Annotated in this window: 17 protein-coding genes, 2 tRNA genes, 1 other RNA gene and 1 pseudogene; 7 read left to right on the top strand and 14 right to left on the bottom strand. The window is 61.1% G+C overall.

What is annotated here, in order from left to right; genetic code table 11:
• The 11 genes from AB9K34_RS03715 to rlmB all read right to left on the bottom strand — a co-directional run.
• On the bottom strand, positions 1–1,056 hold a 1,056-nt coding region (locus AB9K34_RS03715; RefSeq protein ID WP_369953109.1), incomplete at its 3' end, for a hypothetical protein.
• Positions 1,049–2,233, bottom strand: coding sequence for a tyrosine-type recombinase/integrase (locus tag AB9K34_RS03720; protein ID WP_369953095.1), 1,185 nt, complete (start codon positions 2,231–2,233; stop codon positions 1,049–1,051). The genes AB9K34_RS03715 and AB9K34_RS03720, both read right to left, overlap by 8 nt.
• A 148-nt stretch (positions 2,234–2,381) precedes the next feature.
• A tRNA-Ser gene (locus AB9K34_RS03725) sits at positions 2,382–2,471 on the bottom strand.
• A gap of 169 nt (positions 2,472–2,640) precedes the next feature.
• On the bottom strand, positions 2,641–3,234 hold the full coding sequence (locus tag AB9K34_RS03730) for a TetR/AcrR family transcriptional regulator (protein ID WP_369953096.1): 594 nt from the start codon (positions 3,232–3,234) through the stop codon (positions 2,641–2,643).
• A gap of 4 nt (positions 3,235–3,238) precedes the next feature.
• Positions 3,239–3,886, bottom strand: a complete 648-nt coding sequence (locus AB9K34_RS03735) for a DsbA family protein (RefSeq protein ID WP_369953097.1) — start codon at positions 3,884–3,886, stop codon at positions 3,239–3,241.
• A 90-nt stretch (positions 3,887–3,976) separates the two neighbouring features.
• Positions 3,977–4,540, bottom strand: a complete 564-nt coding sequence (locus AB9K34_RS03740; protein WP_369953098.1) for a carboxymuconolactone decarboxylase family protein — start codon at positions 4,538–4,540, stop codon at positions 3,977–3,979.
• Positions 4,541–4,839: 299 nt separating this feature from the next.
• Positions 4,840–9,276, bottom strand: coding sequence for a choice-of-anchor I family protein (locus AB9K34_RS03745; RefSeq protein ID WP_369953099.1), 4,437 nt, complete (start codon positions 9,274–9,276; stop codon positions 4,840–4,842).
• A 303-nt stretch (positions 9,277–9,579) separates the two neighbouring features.
• Positions 9,580–10,050, bottom strand: a complete 471-nt coding sequence (locus AB9K34_RS03750) for a CoA-binding protein (RefSeq protein ID WP_369953100.1) — start codon at positions 10,048–10,050, stop codon at positions 9,580–9,582.
• Positions 10,051–10,226: 176 nt separating this feature from the next.
• Positions 10,227–10,694: a YHS domain-containing (seleno)protein gene (locus tag AB9K34_RS03755; protein WP_369953101.1), complete on the bottom strand. Its 468-nt coding sequence runs from the start codon at positions 10,692–10,694 to the stop codon at positions 10,227–10,229.
• 116 nt (positions 10,695–10,810) lie between these two features.
• The gene (locus AB9K34_RS03760; RefSeq protein ID WP_369953102.1) at positions 10,811–11,104 is read right to left on the bottom strand and encodes a hypothetical protein; all 294 of its coding nucleotides are present in this window, start codon (positions 11,102–11,104) and stop codon (positions 10,811–10,813) included.
• 54 nt (positions 11,105–11,158) lie between these two features.
• Positions 11,159–11,950: a 23S rRNA (guanosine(2251)-2'-O)-methyltransferase RlmB gene (gene rlmB / locus AB9K34_RS03765; protein ID WP_369953103.1), complete on the bottom strand. Its 792-nt coding sequence runs from the start codon at positions 11,948–11,950 to the stop codon at positions 11,159–11,161.
• Between the two features lie 122 nt (positions 11,951–12,072).
• Here rlmB and AB9K34_RS03770 point away from each other — a divergent pair.
• From AB9K34_RS03770 to rnpB, 6 genes are all read left to right on the top strand, one after another.
• Positions 12,073–12,156 (top strand) — tRNA-Tyr (locus AB9K34_RS03770).
• A gap of 120 nt (positions 12,157–12,276) precedes the next feature.
• Positions 12,277–12,564, top strand: a complete 288-nt coding sequence (gatC, locus tag AB9K34_RS03775; RefSeq protein WP_369953104.1) for an Asp-tRNA(Asn)/Glu-tRNA(Gln) amidotransferase subunit GatC — start codon at positions 12,277–12,279, stop codon at positions 12,562–12,564.
• Positions 12,564–14,051 carry an Asp-tRNA(Asn)/Glu-tRNA(Gln) amidotransferase subunit GatA gene (gene gatA / locus AB9K34_RS03780; protein WP_369953105.1) on the top strand — a complete coding sequence of 496 codons (1,488 nt, stop codon included), beginning with the start codon at positions 12,564–12,566 and terminating at the stop codon, positions 14,049–14,051. The genes gatC and gatA overlap by 1 nt, the downstream gene beginning before the upstream one ends.
• Before the next feature lie 40 nt (positions 14,052–14,091).
• Positions 14,092–14,805, top strand: coding sequence for a hypothetical protein (locus AB9K34_RS03785; protein WP_369953106.1), 714 nt, complete (start codon positions 14,092–14,094; stop codon positions 14,803–14,805).
• A 77-nt stretch (positions 14,806–14,882) separates the two neighbouring features.
• A complete protein-coding gene (locus AB9K34_RS03790) occupies positions 14,883–15,488 on the top strand; it encodes an N-acetylmuramoyl-L-alanine amidase (RefSeq protein ID WP_369953107.1) in 606 nt (201 codons plus the stop codon).
• 11 nt (positions 15,489–15,499) lie between these two features.
• Positions 15,500–15,902: RNase P RNA component class A (gene rnpB, locus AB9K34_RS03795), an RNA gene on the top strand.
• 16 nt (positions 15,903–15,918) lie between these two features.
• Here rnpB and AB9K34_RS03800 read toward each other — a convergent pair.
• The gene (locus AB9K34_RS03800; RefSeq protein ID WP_369953108.1) at positions 15,919–16,272 is read right to left on the bottom strand and encodes a hypothetical protein; all 354 of its coding nucleotides are present in this window, start codon (positions 16,270–16,272) and stop codon (positions 15,919–15,921) included.
• Here AB9K34_RS03800 and rpmG point away from each other — a divergent pair.
• Complete coding sequence (gene rpmG, locus AB9K34_RS03805; protein ID WP_039682682.1) at positions 16,271–16,438, top strand: 50S ribosomal protein L33; 168 nt, start codon at positions 16,271–16,273, stop codon at positions 16,436–16,438. The genes AB9K34_RS03800 and rpmG overlap by 2 nt on opposite strands.
• Positions 16,439–16,520: 82 nt before the next feature.
• On the opposite strand, the pseudogene AB9K34_RS03810 reads toward rpmG, so the two are convergent.
• A pseudogene (locus tag AB9K34_RS03810) lies at positions 16,521–16,659 on the bottom strand (integrase core domain-containing protein); the annotation flags it as partial.
• A gap of 75 nt (positions 16,660–16,734) precedes the next feature.
• Positions 16,735–17,171, bottom strand: a 437-nt coding sequence (locus AB9K34_RS03815; RefSeq protein WP_369953110.1) for a hypothetical protein, incomplete at its 5' end; no start/stop codon positions are given.

Consider the following 17,171-nt stretch of genomic DNA (forward strand, 5'->3'; position numbering starts at 1 on the left):
CGCCACTGCAAGCGCGCCGAGCGCTTGAGCAATTTGAGGGCTCCGCGCCCGGCGCGCTTGCCCAAACCGAAACCCATGATTATCAAGATCAAACCCGCAGACTCTCGTTATGAACGAGGGACCGAAGGGGGGCAGGTCACACAGCATGTACTCCAATCGCTTGTCGTTCATTGCCATTGAATTGATACGTTTCTGTTCTGGTGTCACGTTTTCCACCCAACCAACTTCCGAAAACAGGAGAGGAAGGTCTTCATCGAACTGACTATTTTCCGCTAGGCATTGGCGGTAAAATCGAAGATTTCGGTCAGTCTCCGGGCGAGACTTCGCCCGCTGAGCTCTGGCGAAAACCTCTGTTTTTACGTTTATGATTTCAAAAATTTCCTCTAGGCAGCGACAATACACACCTGAAAGAACAGTAGCGCCATCGGACGTGTACTTTCCACAGGTCACTGGCTTCTTCAGGTAGTGTTCATATACCGCCCGGAGGGCTAGAGCCGTTCGGTCAGCCAGCGCATTCCCTCTTCCCTGATGAGGCGCCTGCCGTTCGAGATGACCACGGTATGCGGAAACAAGTCGGTGGATTTTCTGACGCGGCGCGTTGAATAAGTCCACATCGAACATGAGGTTCCCTGGTGCCGGAATGCTAGCCAAGTATGCAGCTAGCCTCTTGCGTAGATCGTAAACATCAATCGGGGCAGTCGCACCAACCAGGCAAGCTTCTTCCTCGACCAAGACCTGCTCTGCTTGCCGGAGGGCCGCAATAGCGAGCGCGGTTTCCCTCTTTCCGTGTTGATTCCTGTCGAGATACCAAATCGGCCCCTCGTCATCGTTGTAAATCAGGCTCGCTCCGAAATACGCTTCTGCGCAAACCAATGGAATACGGAGATATTCTTCCAGAACGTCATCTATCTGATTCACCTTTTCTGCGTGAGCTTGCCGATACGGATTTATGTCCGGGACGGAATAGTCTGGTTTGTAGGCAGCCCAACGCCGCCGGGAGACGCGAGTTCGCTTTTCACGTGCTAGCCGCCAATAGTGTGCATCCTGGTCATCCATCCTTCATACCCCCATGAACGTGTTCCGACCACTCAGCCATCAGCGCCCGACGTCTGTGCAATAGATCGGATCGTGCATAGGCCCGCTCCACTTCCGAACCCACCTTGTGCCCCAGGCTCATTTCCGCCACCTCGCGCGGATGGTTCCCCACCTCGGAAGCCCAGTCCCGAAAAGCGGATCTGAACCCGTGAACAGTCACACCCTCGATCTCCATGCGTCGCAACAGCATCAGCATCGACATGTTAGAGAGCGGCTTGTGCCGACGCTGGCCTTCAAAGACACATTCGGAGCGAAGGGCTTTCAGTGGCTCGATGATTGCCAACATCTGATCTGTAAGCGGGACGCGGTGTTCGACACCCGTCTTGGTGCGTTCTTCGGGGATCGTCCAAATCAAATCATCGAAGTCAAACTCATCCCAGACAGCTTGCAGCACCTCGCTGGTTCGGCAACCCGTCAGGCAGGTGAACATCAACGCCTTGGCGGCCATCCCGCGTTGTGCGGAGAGCTGCGCGTAGAATGCGGGCACATCCTGCCAGCGCATCGCGTTGTGGTGCTTCACCTTCGCCTTCACACGCGGCAGCACGCGGGCGTCCATCACGACCGTCACGGGGTTTTCGCCCTCGCGGTAGCCACGAGACCGGGCCACATCCAGGACCGCCTTCATTCGCTGCGCCACCCTGCGCGCTGTTTCGTGCTTCTCGGTCCAGATCGGGGACAGCACCTGTAATATTTCCGGCTGGTCGATATCCGAGACGGGCATTCGGCCGATCTTGGGGAAAGCATAATCTGCAAGCGTATTGATCCACTGCTGACCGTGCTTCGGGTTCTTCCATGTCGGCAGGCGCTCGATGTGGACCTGCCGGGCTACCTCTTCGAAACAGGGCACGTCCTGGTCCTTGTGGTATTTCGGATTGAGGCCCTGCTTGGCGAGGCGGCGATACTCCAAGGCGCGTTCGCGAGCCACGTTGAGCGTCACCACGTCAGCACCGCCGAGGCCGAAGTCGGTGCGGAGCGGCTTTCCCTGCCGATTCCGCTGCCCCTTCACCGTGACGCGGACGATCCAACGCCGCGCGCCGGATGGATCGACGACCAGATACAGCCCGTGGCCGTCCCCATGTCGGCCAGGGCCGAGCGTTCGGACCAGATTCTTCGTCAGCTTTCCCGAGGTATAGGCCATAGAAAATACCACAGTTCGTACCACCAAATGAACAGAACCGAGCGTGATCGAAACGAAGCCAGTGAGAACAACGAACGTAGATGAGCGCATAAGTTCAGTAACTTATACGCTATCAAGCGGTCCCATAGGGTTCAATGAAAATGGTGGGTGGCGGAGACGAAGGGATTCGAACCCTCGAAACGGTTCCCCGTTTACTCCCTTAGCAGGGGAGCGCCTTCGACCACTCGGCCACGTCTCCACGGACGCGTATATCCAAGCGACGCCGGGGAGTACAAGGCGAAAATCCGTCTTTTTGTATTTTGGTCACGAAGGTCGGAGCCGGGTTTGCATTGTCGCGGGACGGGATTTTGAGAATGCATCCGGATGTGGTGCGCGCCGGGCGCGAGTGGCAATGCTGCGTGCCCTGCCTAGGAGCGCAGCGTTTCGACTTCGCGGGCCATGTCTTCGGCCAGGGCGTGAAGGTCGGCGTGCGCGGTGCCCTGATGCAGTTCCAGCCGCAAGGCGGTGACGTTGGCCTGATATCTGTGCGCCAGTCGTTCCGGATCGGCATCCTCGGGCAACTCGCGCAGGCGGATTGCGGATTCAAAGGCCCCGGCAATCTCGCCGCGCATGGCCCTCAGGTGCTGGCGCGCGCGTTCGGCGATTGCCGGGTCGGTGGATCGCGTATCGATCAGCGACTTGGTCAACATGCAAGCCTGGCGCCCGGCATCTGAGTCCGAGAGGGATGAAAACTCGCGCAGGTGGTTGGCAAGCCCGGTCAGCGGCGAGTCTGCGCGGGCAATCATCTGTCGGAACGCCTGCCGGGAGTTCTCGTAATACCTGTCGAGTGCCAGGAGATAGAGGTTTTCCTTGCTTCTGAACGCCGCATAGATGCTGCCGGGTTTCATTCTGAGCGCGGCTTCCAGATCCTTCAGCGATGTCGCGTGATAACCCTTGTCCCAGAACAGGGTCATGGCCGCATCGAGCGTGCTTTCGCGATCATAAGGTGTGGCGCGTGCCATCGGTTCAGGCCTTTTCCCGGTCCATCTCTCGCAGGAAGTTCGTATAGTTGTCCACGCCCTGCGCACCGGTCACAAGATATTTGCGATCGAGTACTATGGCGGGCACGCCCTGAATCCCCTGCTGTATCCAGAAACGCTCGGCATCGCGTACGGCCTGCGCAAAACGCTGATCCGTCAGGACCGCAAGTGCTTCGTCACGATCCAGACCGATTTCACCGGCGATATCCGCCAGAACCGCGTTGTCCGACAGGTTTCGCCGGTCGGTAAAATGGGCCGAGAACAACGCCAGCTTGAGATCGTGCTGACGTCCTTGCTGATCTGCCCAATGCAACAGCTGATGCGCGTTGAACGTGTTGTGCATCCGGAACCCGTCATCCCAGCGGAAGTCGAATCCGAGTTCCGCACCAAGTGCGGTCATCTGTGCGCGGTTCTCTTCCGATTGTGCGCGGGTCGATCCGTATTTCTCGGCGACATGTTCGAAGGCGTCCTGCCCCTCGGGTGGCATATCCGGGTTGAGTTCGAACGGGTGCCAGTGAATTTCATGCGCGGTTCCCGTTGCCTCCAGCGCCTTGGCAAGCTGCCGATAGCCGATGATGCACCACGGGCACATCACATCCGAGATGATGTCGATACGAAGAGGGGTGGTGCTCATGCGGTTTCCTTTCCCGGCAAGACCCGCCACATCATGCGGCGGGTCGTGATCATCCCTGACCTTTGGCAGGGCCATGATCTCTGTCGTGTTTCAGGCTGCGGCTTCGCGCCGCGACCATTCATATTTTTCAAACACCTTGTCCACGGGCGTTTTCGCGAGGTGGTTGGTGTAGTTCGACATGATCTTCTGGCTGTAGCCGAGGATCACTTCGAGAATGTTGCGTTGGGTGAACCCTGCGTCAAGGAAGGTCTGCACATCGGCATCCGAAACAAACCCGCGATCACGCACCAGTTTGAGCGTGAAGGTGCGCAGGGCTTCGAGCCTCGGGGTGGGAAGCGGGGTTTCATTGCGCAGCGCCTCGGTGATGGAGTCATCGACCTTCATCATCTTTGCGATCCCGGTATGGGCGGGCACGCAATAATGGCATTCGTTTTCCACGTTGATCGCCTGCCAGACAACGGTCAGCTCGTCCTTGTCAAAGCTGGAGTTCAGGAAGAGTTCGTGCAGTTTCTGATAGCCTTCGAGCAGGCCCGGCGCTTCGGCCATGACACCATGCAGGCCGGGCAGGCGGCCATTTGCAGCGATGGATTTCGCGACAAGCGGTTTGGACGCCTCGGGTGCGGTCTCTTCCGTGTGAATTGTGAACTCGGTCATCTGTTTCTCCTGATAGTCGGTGCGCGAGTGGTGGATCGGAGCCGGCAACGCCTGATGTGCTGCCGGAATGAGTCGGAATGGCGGTTCATGATGAACCGGCGGCCTTGCCTCATGCGAACCGCTGTGAAGCAGATATAGGAAGTTTGAGCGATCACTCAATACTTGATTTGAGCAATCACTCAAACGTGAGCGTGAAAATGCGTTTTACGCGGAGCCGGTTTATCCAGCGCCGCCTGCGATCCCGCAAAATAAAGAGGCCAGCCGCAGCGGGCCGACCTCTCTGTTTTTGCGGTTGCGGCTCAGACGAAGCTGAACAGGTCGTCGTCGGGCAGGTCGGCATTCAGCAGTCGAACCGATCCGTAGGTCGCGTCACCGCTTGCCGTGATGATCGTGTGCTTGCCGGAGGTTTCCACGGTGACGTCCGAGGGCGCGAGGTTGCGGAACACCAGATCGTCCTGACCGGCTTTGAAGCCGCGCAGAACATCCGAGCCGAACGCGCCGTCGAAGATGAAGGTATCCGAGCCGTTGCCGCCGATGAGCAGGTCGTTGCCGGAACCGCCTTCAATGGTGTCGTTGCCGTTGCCGCCCTTGATCACGTCATTGCCGTCGCCGCCCTTGATGTCATCGCGGTGCATACCGGCCAGGATGAGGTCGTTGCCATCGCCGCCCTCGATCGCATCGCGGCCTCTTCCGCCAAGGATCAGGTCGTTGCCGCCCATGCCAGACAGCACATCCGCACCGCTGAGTCCGATGATCTGGTCATTGCCGTTGCCCCCGGTCAAAGTATCGCCGGTTTTGGTGCCGACAAGCACGAGGTCATCGGCGCGCGAGCCAAAGTCAAACGCGGCGACGATGGGGTCGTGATCGGAGGTTGCATCGACAAAGTCGGTGTTTACATGCACCACGTCGACTTCGACACCGTCAAGCAGGCTGTCGGTGGCAAGGATGTGGTCAAGCATCTGGCCGTTGCCATCGAACACAAAGCTGTAGGCGTCATCCTGCGTGATCTTGCCGATCAGGTTGGTCAGCACCTTGTCAGCGCCGACACCGGTCAGATCCTCGGCCAGTTCGTCAGTGAACTCGAAGGTGTTGAAATCACCCAGGGCCGAGATCCGCGCGTCCGCGTCTCGTGCCAGAAGCGCGTCTATGACCTCGTTTATCGCCAGTGCCTGCTGTTCCCGTTCGTCTTCGCCGCCTTGGTTGAAGGGTTGCTGTCCGCCAAAGATCGGTTCCGAGCCGAAACGGGACGAGAAGTGGTTGTTGATGAGGGTGATATCCTCGCCATTGAACCGGAACGTGCCGAGCAACGGATCGCGGGTGCCCTCGAACGCGTCCGGGTTTGTCACGCCATAACCGGCCAGAACGTTGCTTTCCAGCGTCTGGAACCCGATGGCATCGACCCGGTCGGTGTTGTAGAGGAACGCGTTGCGAATGTTGCCGCCGGGGACGCCACCGTTTTCCCCGTCGACATCGACCACCGCGCTGACATAGCTGTAACGCGGTCCGCCGGCGGCCTCGATGGCATCGACAATTGCCTGCAATGTGGCATCCGCGGTCAAGGTGCCATCATCGGCGACACCCGAGTCGTCCTGGATTTCCTGCAGCGCGAGGATGTCAGGGCTGCCCAGATTGGTTGCGATCTGCACACCAAGGCCCGCGATCTGATCCGCGTCTCCGTCGCCGGGGTTCGCGGTGACGTTCAGCACGTTGTAGGTGGCGACCGTCAGCGTGTCGCTGTCCCCGGCAATCGCGGTGATCTCCGCCCTGTTGGCCGAGGAGGTTTCGACCTCGAACCTGTCGGTAACGTTGATCTCGTAATTGCCGAAGGCATAACCGACAACCCCGGTAATGTCGCTCAGGTCATCGCCAAGGTTGATCTTTGGCGGGGTGAAACCCTCGGGCAGCAGATCGGCAAAGGCGTCATACTGGATCTGGATGCGTTCCGGGTTGAGATCGCCCAGCCCGTCCGCATCGGCGTTGATGATCAATGCGCCGCGATCATTCAGCCCGCCGCTGGCCGAGCCAGCGGTCACGCCGGTCCCGTCATCGGACACGACCCATGTCTCGTCATACCGGTTGGTTGCCGAAATCGCGACAGGGTTGTCGACGGTCACGAGCATGCCTTCGAGCGACTCGTAGAAATCGATGCCATCCTGTTCCGGATCGAATGCACCCGGCTCCTGTTGCAGGTTGACGGGCGTCTCGTCGGGCGAAATCACCAGTTCGGTCGGGGCGGCACGGCCGGCTTCACCGATCACCGTGGCGACGACGGTGTTGCCAGTCGAAAGCAGTTCCGCTTCGCTGGAGATGATCTGTGTCACCGACAGGTTCCCGGTGTTCGCACCGCCCGGTATGAACTCGCTGACCTCGCCGCTCACCCGGACTTCGTCGCCCACCGACACCAGCCCCTGCGCCGCGCCGTTGCCGGTAAAGACAAAGATCGCATCCGAAGTGGCGTCATTGCCATCGCCATCCGGGTCTTGCAGGTAATACCCGTTGAAGTCGACCGCGGTGACGATGCCCGTTGTGGTGACGGTCTGACCGTCATAGGCCGAGATATGCCCGGCCCCCTGGATGTCCGGGATCGTCACCAGCGGGCTCAGCGAGGTCAGTTCATAGACGACCGTGCTGCCGGAGATTTCGTAGGATACGGCGATCTGCGCGATACCGGTATTGCTGTCCTCGGCCGCGATGAACTCGATCACTTCGGGGCCATGCCTGGCAATCGCGCCCGGGTCCGTGTTGTCCACGTGGCTGGGCGCAATGTAATCGACAAATTGCGCGTTGGCGGGATCGTCGATGTTGTAGATCATGATGCCGCTGTCGCGCTCAAGGCCGATGAAGGCGTACATCCGGCCGCCAATCTCGCCGACCTCGATGGCTTCCGGTTCGGGGCCCTTGGCGTCCGAGCGGTCCTCGTCGCCCTGACCGTCATCGTCGTTGAACCGCTCCGGTGCGATCTCGGCGATGATCTGTTCGAATTGCGATCCGCTGTCAAAGACCAGCGTGCCATCTTCGTCGAATATCGAGAACGAGCGCGAAGAGAAGCTGTGGATAACGTCGATATCGCCGTCGCCATCGGTATCACCGTCAAGCGTCGATACTTCGAGCCTTTCGATGCCGACATCAGTGTCGGGGTCCGAGTCGATCAGTCCCCTGGCCAGCAGGTCGGCCAGAAGTGCCGGATCCAGCAGGCCATTCTCGGCCATATCCGCGACCCGTGCCTCGTCACTGCCGCGGCTGTCGCCCTCGTTGGCGGTCAGGATATAGGTCTTGCCGCCGATCTCGGTCGACGCGATGGCGTCCGGCATCCGGAACCCGACAACATTGTCCACGGTGCGAATGTCGATATTGCCGTCATCCAGCGGATCCAGCGCGGTTTCGCTGAAGTCCACGGTGCCCAGCCCGAACATGTCAATCACGTCGCCCGTGGCAAGGTCGATCCGGGCAATGGCGTTGTTTTCCTGCAGAGCAACAAAGGCGGTGGCGCCGTCGGGGCCGATCGAGATGTATTCCGGCTCCAGATCCTCGGCGATGCTGACGCCAGGCTGGATGCGGATACCCGCAGCGCGCGCCGCGTCTTCAAGCCCGTTGAACCGGGTGAAATCGACGATAACGGCGTCTGGTCGGGCCGGGTCGGTCACATCGATCATGGCGACGGTGCCCAGCGGGTTGTCGTCATGATCGCTGTCTTCGTTTTTCTCGCCTTCTCCCGCGACCAGCAATTTGCTCCCGTCGGCACTGAAAGTCAGCTGATCGGGCAGGTTGCCGACATCCACCGTCGAGATCAGGTCGCGTGTTTGCGCGTCAAAGAGCGCGACAAAACCGGGCTGCGACAGGTTGATGTCCTGGCCAAAGACCGACGTTTCCAGCGGTGCGCGGCTGATTGCGACGGCTATGACGCCGTTCTTCACGGCCACCGATTGCACACCGACAAACCCGTCCAGCCCGGTGAGGTCGATTGCGTCCGGCGCTGTGGTGCCGTTCGCGCCCGGCAACGGGAAGATATCGATCCGCCCCATCGCGCCGTTGGTGACAAAAAGCACGCCATCCTCATGCGCGACGACTTCTGACGCGCCGGCGCCGCCCGCGCCCTCGAATTCGGCGATAACGGCATAGGTCAGTTCACCGGTGGCGACCGGCGTTGGGGGCAGGGGGCTTTCAAATACCGTGTCTTCACGGAAAGTCACGTTCTGAATGCGCGCATCCGTGTCGGTGTTAGACGCATCAAACACCTGGCCATTGTCCGGATCGTTGACCGCGAAAAGATCGCCGGTCGAGCCGGAACGGAAAATCAAACGGGGCTCGTCACCGGTGTAGACAAAATCGACGCCGCCCAGTTGTGCGCCGAACAGAAACCCCTGGTCCGCGGTGGAATCCGGGATACCGATGGCGTCGTGAACCGTGGTGATGCCCAGCGACTCAAGGTTCACGTCGATGACGCCATCGTCGTTGAGATCGAGATCATCGCCGACGGTTCCGGTAAAGGCATCGACCAGGGCGAGGGTAAAGCTGGGGTTCTCGAGATCGGGAACCGTGACGGTCAGCAGGCCATCGGCGTCATAGGTGCCAGAGATCGCCGCGATCCTGTCGATTGTGCCGACGGTGCCGGCGTCGCTTTCGATGCTGAGCAGGATGCCGGAAAAACTGGCCGCGGCCATGCCGCTCAGTTCGAATGTCACGTTGGCGGGGTCGACCCCGATCGGATTGGGCTGAAATTCACTGATCATGTTCATGGGACGGTTCTCCGTGCGGCAGCAATGACAGGCTGAAATAAGGTGAGGCAGCGGCCCGCAAATCGCGGACATCGCCCCTTATTCGGGACCGGACTTGAAGCTTTCATGTCAGTTTCTGTTCAGATTGGTGAAACCGCCGGGGCATCGACATCGCGCGGTTGCACGGTGAAGACGAAAACCCGCCAATCATCAACAGGATGTCGCGCCCTCGCGAGATCGCCAGCCGGTCACGATCTTTTGCCGCGTTCGACTGCGGATGTCGTCACGGTCATCGCCATCGCGCCTTTCAGCCGGGTGCGTGGCTCAGAGTTTGGAAGAAATCACACCGGTTGCGAATCCGCCCATGCGCAATTCGCCGAACAGCCGCTGGTATTCCATCTTGGGGCAAAGGTCCTGGATAACCGTGACCCCGCGCGCTTCGGCCTTTGCCGCCGCTTCGTCATGTTTGACGCCGATCTGCATCCAGATTGTCTTGAGGTCAGGAAATGTCTCAAGCGCCTCGTCAACGATCGGTGGCACCGCCTCGGAGCGCCGAAAGATGTCGACCATGTCCACCGGGCGATCGATGTCGCTCAGGCTGCCCACAACGGTTTGGCCGAACAGCGTCTTGCCGGCATGTCCCGGATTGACAGGGATCACCGTATGGCCCTTGAGCCCGAGATACCGGGCCACGTAATAGCTCGGGCGGACCGGGTTCATCGATACGCCGACCACGGCAATCACGCGGGTGCGTTTCAGCACCTCTTTCAGCAGGGTATCGGAATAGCTGTTCATGAGTGTTCTATAACCGCTTCGTGCGCGATAAAAAAGCGCCCAAGGCGATGCCTTGAGCGCGAAGTGTGGAACGAGGGACAGTCAAATGATGCGCGATTGTTCCATTCGCCATCCCGATTGATATATGCTCGCATCCGTGGTTTTGAACCCCCCTCGCATTTCTGTGAAGGCGCGCTTCATTCGTCCCGCAGCACTGCAGGCCAATTCGTATCGGCCTCGGCGATATATTCGCTCACGTTTTCGACCCACCGGCTCCAGACGGCCTTGTCGTGAAGCAGGTAGAGTTTGCCGTCGATTATCCGGTAAAGCATCGGATCGGTTTTCAGAACCAGCCCCTGCGACACTCCAAAGGCACAATATCCACCATATTGCGGCGCATAGGCGCGCGGGTTGGCCTCGAATTTCTCGCGGTTCTTGCGCGATATGAACTGCCAGATCACGCCCTTCCAGAGCACCGCATGGGTCGGGTCGCCGGGCAGGGGTTTTTCCGAGGTGAAATAGCTCACCACATCATACCCGGCAACCGCCTTGCCATGGTCGGCGCGGAACACCGGCGCATCGGCGCGCGCGACGGACATCGTCGCGCCAAGGCACAGGCAGAGAACGGCAAGCCAACCCGGATGCGGGCGCGAAAGAAGTGTCATGAGAGTCATGGCTTCACAATGGCGACGGAACCCGCCGGAGAAAAGACAGGATACGCAGTTGTGAAAGCCGGTTGTCCAAGCTGTGATCAATATTTCAGCCGCGCCGCCTGAACCCCTCAGTCGAAAATGTCCTCGATGACGTCAAAGGCCTCGTCGAACAGTCTGGACAGGACAGTCTTGCGCTTCTTGCGCGATTTCGACTTGCGCGGTTTCACGATTTTTGCCGGTGTCGACGGCCGGCGTGGGGTCAATTCACGGTCGCCGCTGCGATCCTTGCGCAACATCTTGAGATCGTGAAGCGGCGCGCCGCAGGCGGAACAGGCCAGCTCGTGCCGAACCTCGCCCGACAGCACGAGCGCCGCGCGGGTGCCGCAATAACAACAGGTCGCGATCTTGGTCGGTCGTGGCATCCGGCTGGTGTCTCTCCGTGGTTCGCGTCGATCTAGTCACACACCGGTCCGGTTTCAACGCGGTCGGGGCGTGGACTGGCTGCGCGACGCGTAAAGTGCGAGGGCTGCGGCGTTTGACACGTTCAGTGATCCGAACCCGCCGGCCGAGCGAATCCTCACCAGTTCGTCCACCGTGTCCTTGGTCTTGGCGCGCAGGCCGGGACCTTCCGCACCCAGCACAAGCGCCACCGCGTGGTCGGCGCGCCCTTCAAGCGCCTCCTCGATCGTGCGCTCCGCCTCACCGTCGAGACCGAGCACGAAATAGCCCATCCGCTGCAACTCAACGATCGTGTCGGCGAGGTTGCGCACCCGCAAATAGGGCTGGCGTTCCAGTGCACCGCTGGCTGTCTTGGCCAGCGCGCCGGTCTCCGGGGCGGAATGGTGCCGGGTGCCGATCACCGCCGACGCGCCGAGGACCTCGGCGCTGCGCAGGATGGCGCCGACATTGTGCGGATCGGTCACCCGGTCGAGCAGCACGACCCGCGGTGCCTCGGCGCCGATGCAGACGTCACCAAGGCTGCCCCATGACAGCGGCCGCACCTCGAGCGCCGCCCCCTGATGCACCGAACCCGGATCAAGCGGCGCGGGAAAACGCCGGGGGTCCGCGATCTCCGGCTCCATGCCGGACGCCGCAATCGCGTCGGCCAACCTGCTCTGGGCGTTCTGGGTCACGATCAGGCGCAACCTGGTGCGGCGCGGGTTCATCAGGGCGTCCCGCACCGCGTGCAATCCAAAGAGCCAGACCGTCTCCTCGCCGCGCGCTTTCTGCGCCTGTTCCTTTTCAATCACCCATCTGGGTTTTTTCATCGTTCCGACCTTTTAGACATGAACCGCGAAACCGGACGCAAATCGGCGGATTTTCCTGTTGACGCCCCTTTGGACCGCTTGTAATCACGCCTCCACGTCAGGCGCAATGCATGTCTGGCAGTGGGCGACAGGCCGCAAGGTGTGGCAGGGGACTGTAACTCCCTCGCGGAGACGCACGCCTGGTTCGATTCCAGGGTCGCCCACCATTTTCCCATGACATTTCAAAATGACGAGATGATCCGATCCGGTGGATTGGGGCCCGCCCCGCCTCTTGCGAGCCGTGCGCCACAGGGGTAAACGCCACCTGACAGAGTACGAGAGGTCCCATGTCGATTGATCAGAACACCGCCGCCCGGGTGGCCAAGCTGGCCCGGATCAAGGTCGAGGACGAGGCGCTGCCTGCGTTGGCCGCCGAATTCAACACCATACTGGGCTTTATCGAGCAGTTGAACGAGGTCGATGTCGAGGGTGTCGAACCGATGACTTCGGTAACGCCGCAACGGCTCAAGCGGCGGGCGGATGTGGTGACCGACGGGGATCAGCAGGACAAGGTGCTGGCAAATGCCCCCGATGCGCGCGAGGGCTTTTTCGCGGTTCCGAAGGTGGTTGAATAATGGGCGATCTGAACAAGCTGGGCCTGGCGGAGGCGCGGGATGCGCTGCGTGCGGGTGAGACGACGTCGGTGGAACTGACCGAGGCGTGTCTGGGTGCCATCGACGCGGCCGGAGCGCTCAATGCCTTTGTGCACAAGACACCGGAGCTGGCGCGCGAACGCGCGGCAGCGGCCGATGCGCGGATCAGGGCAGGGGATGCGCCCGCGATGTGCGGCCTGCCGGTCGGCATCAAGGACCTGTTCTGCACAAGGGGCGTTCCATCGCAGGCGGGCAGCCGCATACTGGAAGGGTTCCTGCCGGAATACGAATCCACGGTGAGCCAGAAACTCGCGGATGCGGGCGCGGTGATGCTGGGCAAGCTGAACATGGACGAATTCGCCATGGGCAGTTCGAACGAAACCAGCACCTATGGCAACGCGGTCAGCCCCTGGCGTCGTGGCAATGACGAGTCGGCGTTGACGCCGGGCGGATCCTCGGGCGGCTCTGCCGCTGCGGTTGCCGCCGATCTCTGCCTCGCGGCGACCGGCACCGATACCGGAGGCTCGATCCGTCAGCCGGCCGCGTTTACCGGCACCGTGGGGATCAAGCCCACCTATGGGCGCTGCTCGCGCTGGGGCATCGTGGCCTTTGCCAGTTCGCTGGACCAGGCGGGGCCGATGACGAAATCGGTACGTGACGCGGCGATCATGCTCGAGGCGATGTGCGGGCATGATCCCAAGGACAGCACCAGCGCCGATCTGCCGGTGCCGGATTTCGAAGCCATGCTGACCGGAGACATCAAGGGCAAGAAGATCGGTATCCCCAGGGAATACCGCATGGACGGGATGCCGGACGAGATTGAAAAGCTCTGGGCCGATGGCGCGGCCATGCTGCGCGATGCGGGGGCCGAGATCGTCGATATCAGCCTGCCGCACACCAAGTATGCCCTGCCGGCCTATTACGTGATCGCCCCCGCCGAAGCGTCGAGCAACCTGGCACGCTATGACGGCGTGCGCTATGGGCACCGCGCCAGGCTGGAACAGGGCGATGGCATCACCGAGATGTACGAAAAGACCCGCGCCGAAGGGTTCGGCCCCGAGGTTCAGCGGCGTGTGATGGTCGGCACCTATGTTCTGAGCGCCGGGTTCTATGACGCCTATTACAACCGCGCCCGGCGGGTGCGGACGCTGATCAAGAAGGATTTCGAAGATGTCTTTGCGCAAGGCGTTGACGCGATCCTGACCCCCGCGACACCGTCTTCGGCTTTTGCCCTGGGGGAAATGGCCGAGGCGGACCCGGTTCAGATGTATCTCAACGACGTCTTTACCGTGACCGTGAACCTTGCCGGTCTGCCGGGCATTTCGGTGCCTGCGGGACTCGACAGGACGGGTCTGCCGCTGGGTCTGCAACTGATCGGGCGTCCGTGGGAGGAGGGCGATCTGCTCAATACCGCCTATGCGCTGGAATCGGCCGCCGGGTTTGTGGCCAAACCCGCGAAATGGTGGTAGTCACGTTCGTCAGTTAGGTAACAACAGCAGGATGGCAGCAATGCAGTCGAAGGCCCGTTTGCCGCTGTTTCTGGGGCTTTCCCTCGGTTGGATCGCGGCCTGTGCGCCGCAGGTTCCCGACAGCGGCGCATCATACGCGGCGCGCGAGGCCGAACTTTCAGGCGGGGTGGCCAGTGCGGAACGGCTCACTGCGCCGGACCCCGTGTCGAGCCAGCCGCTTGGTGCCGCCGGTACCGTATCCACGGTGCCAGCTGGAGCCGGCGTGGCGCCGGACTCGCCCGAGGGCATCGCGGCCGAGACCGCAGCGGTTCTGGCTTCGAGTTCGACCACTGCCCCGGGGCAGACCCCGGTCGTGGCCAGCAGCGGCTTGTCGGTCGAGAACGATTTTTCCGCCGTGTCCGAGAACCGCACGATCCAGAGCGACGCCGCGCTGATCGCGGAGAACAGGGCCCGGTACGAGGTGATCGAACCGACGGCGCTGCCGGCGCGCAGTGGCGGATCGCAGCCCAATATCGTGGCCTACGCCCTGAGCAGCAGCCACCCCAGGGGGACGCAGCTCTACACGCGCGTCGGCATCAACCTGCAGGCACGATCCGTGCGCAAATGCGCGGACTATGCTTCTGCGGACCTTGCGCAGATCGACTTTCTTGCCAAGGGCGGCCCCGAACGCGACCGTATCGGGCTGGATCCAGATGGCGATGGCTATGCCTGCACGTGGGATCCGGCACCGTTTCGCAGGGCCCAGAACGGGTGACGCACACCGCGTCCGCGACGTGGGTTCCGTCTCCCAATTTCGGGCCGCGCCGGGACGGGCAAAAGCCGGAACTCATCGTGATTCATTACACTGCCATGACCAGCGCCGCAGCGGCGCTGGAGCGGCTATGTGACCCCGACGCCGAGGTCTCTGCACATTACCTGATTGCCGGAGATGGCACGCTCTGGCAGCTGGTCGCCGAAGAGATGCGCGCGTGGCACGCCGGCGCAGGCAATTGGCAGGGTAGGGACGATGTGAATTCACGTTCCATCGGTATCGAACTGGACAACACCGGGCGGCACGCCTTTTCCGAACCGCAGATGGCAACGCTTGAAACCCTGCTGCGCGCGGTGATGGCGCGATGGTCGATTCCCGCATCCGGGGTGATCGGACATTCCGACATGGCCCCGGCGCGCAAAGATGATCCGGGCGCGCGGTTCGACTGGCGGCGACTTGCGCTTCAGGGGCTTGCGATCTGGCCCGACGGCCTGGGGTTCCCTTGCGATTTCGATGTGGATGCCGCCAGATTCGGGTATCCTCAGGAGGCGCAGGAGGATGTCCTCGCGGCGTTCCGCGCGCGGTTCCGGCCCTGGGGGCATGGACCGCTCTGTGATGCGGATCGCGGCATCATGGCCAACCTGGCGCAGCGCTTTGGCGTTGACCGGGCACAGAACACCGCTTAGAGCGCAGGAGCGCGGAGAGCCGGATGGCCGCTGGCGTCTTCGGGCGCGAGAGGAAAGTCCGGACTCCACAAGGCAACGGTGCCGGGTAACGCCCGGGCGGGGCAACCCGACGGATAGCGCCACAGAAACACACCGCCCCGGAATGCTCCGGGGTAAGGATGAAACGGTGGGGTAAGAGCCCACCGCGCCGCTGGCAACAGGGGCGGCAAGGCAAGCCCCACCGGGAGCAATGCCAAATAGGACCCCCGCGCGGGCTGGTCCCGGCAACGGGATACCGCCGCTAGGCGCGCGTTGGCCGAGAGGGGTCGGGTTGGCAGCTTGAGGTCCCCAGCAATGAGGACCCTAGAGGAATGGTCATCGATCGGCAGGGCAACCTGCCGGGAACAGAATCCGGCTTACAGGCTCTCCGCGCAGTTCAACACAGATGAGGTCAGCTCTGCTGATTGCTTACCTGCGCATCGTCCACGGCAGGGGCGGCAGGATCGATGGCAGATGAACGCTCGGCCGCCAACTGGGTGGCGGCAATTGCGACACCGCAAAGGATGACGACAAGGGCAAAGGGGGGAAGACGCATAAAAAGCTCCACTGGTACAAATATCACGGTCTGCAAAAACAGGGGAATGTTAACCTTTGAACGGCTTCTTGTAAAGATTTCGCCGCGCGTCGCCGGGTTTTGGCAAAACACCTGTTGACTCGGGCCGCATCGCGGGTAAAAGCGCACGCTCAGATAGATTTTCCAAAGGGTCCGCCGCAGGCTGGCCTTTTGTTGCAGGAGAGATACCATGGCGAAGCCGACCACAATCAAAATCCGCCTGAACTCGACCGCAGGCACGGGCCATTTCTATGTCACCAAGAAGAACGCCCGCACCATGACCGAGAAGATGGTCGTTCGCAAATACGATCCGGTTGCCCGCAAGCATGTCGAGTACAAGGAAGGCAAGATCAAGTAAGTCTTTCGCAATCGCGAAATCGAGACGGGCTGCGCCAGGGCGCGGCCCTTTTTCGTTGCGACCATGCCGCATCGCATGCTGGCGGGCATTCCTGTTCCGGTGCCGGTGGGCTGCAGCCCAGAGCACTGTGGAACCGTTTTGTGTTGTAGTGTTTCCACCATTCTTCAGCTCATGATCTGAACTTCGCGCAGGCTTTAGAAAATTTGTCCGTTAAGGAAATCGGCCTTATGTATCAAACGCACCAACGATCTAGCTGAATCCCACGCCCATGTGAATCACAATGGGGCATGGGACAATCAATCGTAATTCATGGCCTGATTAAGAAACGCGCGGAACTGGCAGGCCAGCACAAGGCCGCTGTGAAGGCCGCTGACGCGATCAAGGCCGATCTGGACGCCATAGACCGTGCGCTGGTGCTGTGCGGCTATGAGGACGATCCCAGAGGCATAGCGCCGCGCGGGAAGTACAAGCAGCTTTTCGGGCGGAATGAGTTGAAGCTGACGATCATCGACATGCTGCGGGAAGCCCCGGCGGATGATGAAACGATAGCGGCGCGGATCATCGCTTCTAAAGGTTGGGGCGAGGATATGCACGCTGACCTGCCCCCCTTCGGTCCCTCGTTCATAACGAGAGTCTGCGGGTTTGATCTTGATAATCATGGGTTTCGGTTTGGGCAAGCGCGCCGGGCGCGGAGCCCTCAAATTGCTCAAGCGCTCGGCGCGCTTGCAGTGGC

Origin of the sequence: Sedimentitalea sp. XS_ASV28 (assembly GCF_041224545.1) — a bacterium.
Lineage (GTDB): Bacteria > Pseudomonadota > Alphaproteobacteria > Rhodobacterales > Rhodobacteraceae > Sedimentitalea.

Coding starts and splice junctions, on each gene's coding strand:
- AB9K34_RS03800 (WP_369953108.1), bottom strand. CDS start 16,272: ATGGTATCTCTCCTGCAACAAAAGGCCAGCCTGCGGCGGACCCTTTGG.
- AB9K34_RS03745 (WP_369953099.1), bottom strand. CDS start 9,276: ATGAACATGATCAGTGAATTTCAGCCCAATCCGATCGGGGTCGACCCC.
- gatA (WP_369953105.1), top strand. CDS start 12,564: ATGGGCGATCTGAACAAGCTGGGCCTGGCGGAGGCGCGGGATGCGCTG.
- AB9K34_RS03720 (WP_369953095.1), bottom strand. CDS start 2,233: ATGGCCTATACCTCGGGAAAGCTGACGAAGAATCTGGTCCGAACGCTC.
- rpmG (WP_039682682.1), top strand. CDS start 16,271: ATGGCGAAGCCGACCACAATCAAAATCCGCCTGAACTCGACCGCAGGC.
- AB9K34_RS03730 (WP_369953096.1), bottom strand. CDS start 3,234: ATGGCACGCGCCACACCTTATGATCGCGAAAGCACGCTCGATGCGGCC.
- AB9K34_RS03760 (WP_369953102.1), bottom strand. CDS start 11,104: ATGCCACGACCGACCAAGATCGCGACCTGTTGTTATTGCGGCACCCGC.
- AB9K34_RS03740 (WP_369953098.1), bottom strand. CDS start 4,540: ATGACCGAGTTCACAATTCACACGGAAGAGACCGCACCCGAGGCGTCC.
- AB9K34_RS03735 (WP_369953097.1), bottom strand. CDS start 3,886: ATGAGCACCACCCCTCTTCGTATCGACATCATCTCGGATGTGATGTGC.
- rlmB (WP_369953103.1), bottom strand. CDS start 11,950: ATGAAAAAACCCAGATGGGTGATTGAAAAGGAACAGGCGCAGAAAGCG.
- gatC (WP_369953104.1), top strand. CDS start 12,277: ATGTCGATTGATCAGAACACCGCCGCCCGGGTGGCCAAGCTGGCCCGG.
- AB9K34_RS03785 (WP_369953106.1), top strand. CDS start 14,092: ATGCAGTCGAAGGCCCGTTTGCCGCTGTTTCTGGGGCTTTCCCTCGGT.
- AB9K34_RS03750 (WP_369953100.1), bottom strand. CDS start 10,050: ATGAACAGCTATTCCGATACCCTGCTGAAAGAGGTGCTGAAACGCACC.
- AB9K34_RS03755 (WP_369953101.1), bottom strand. CDS start 10,694: ATGACACTTCTTTCGCGCCCGCATCCGGGTTGGCTTGCCGTTCTCTGC.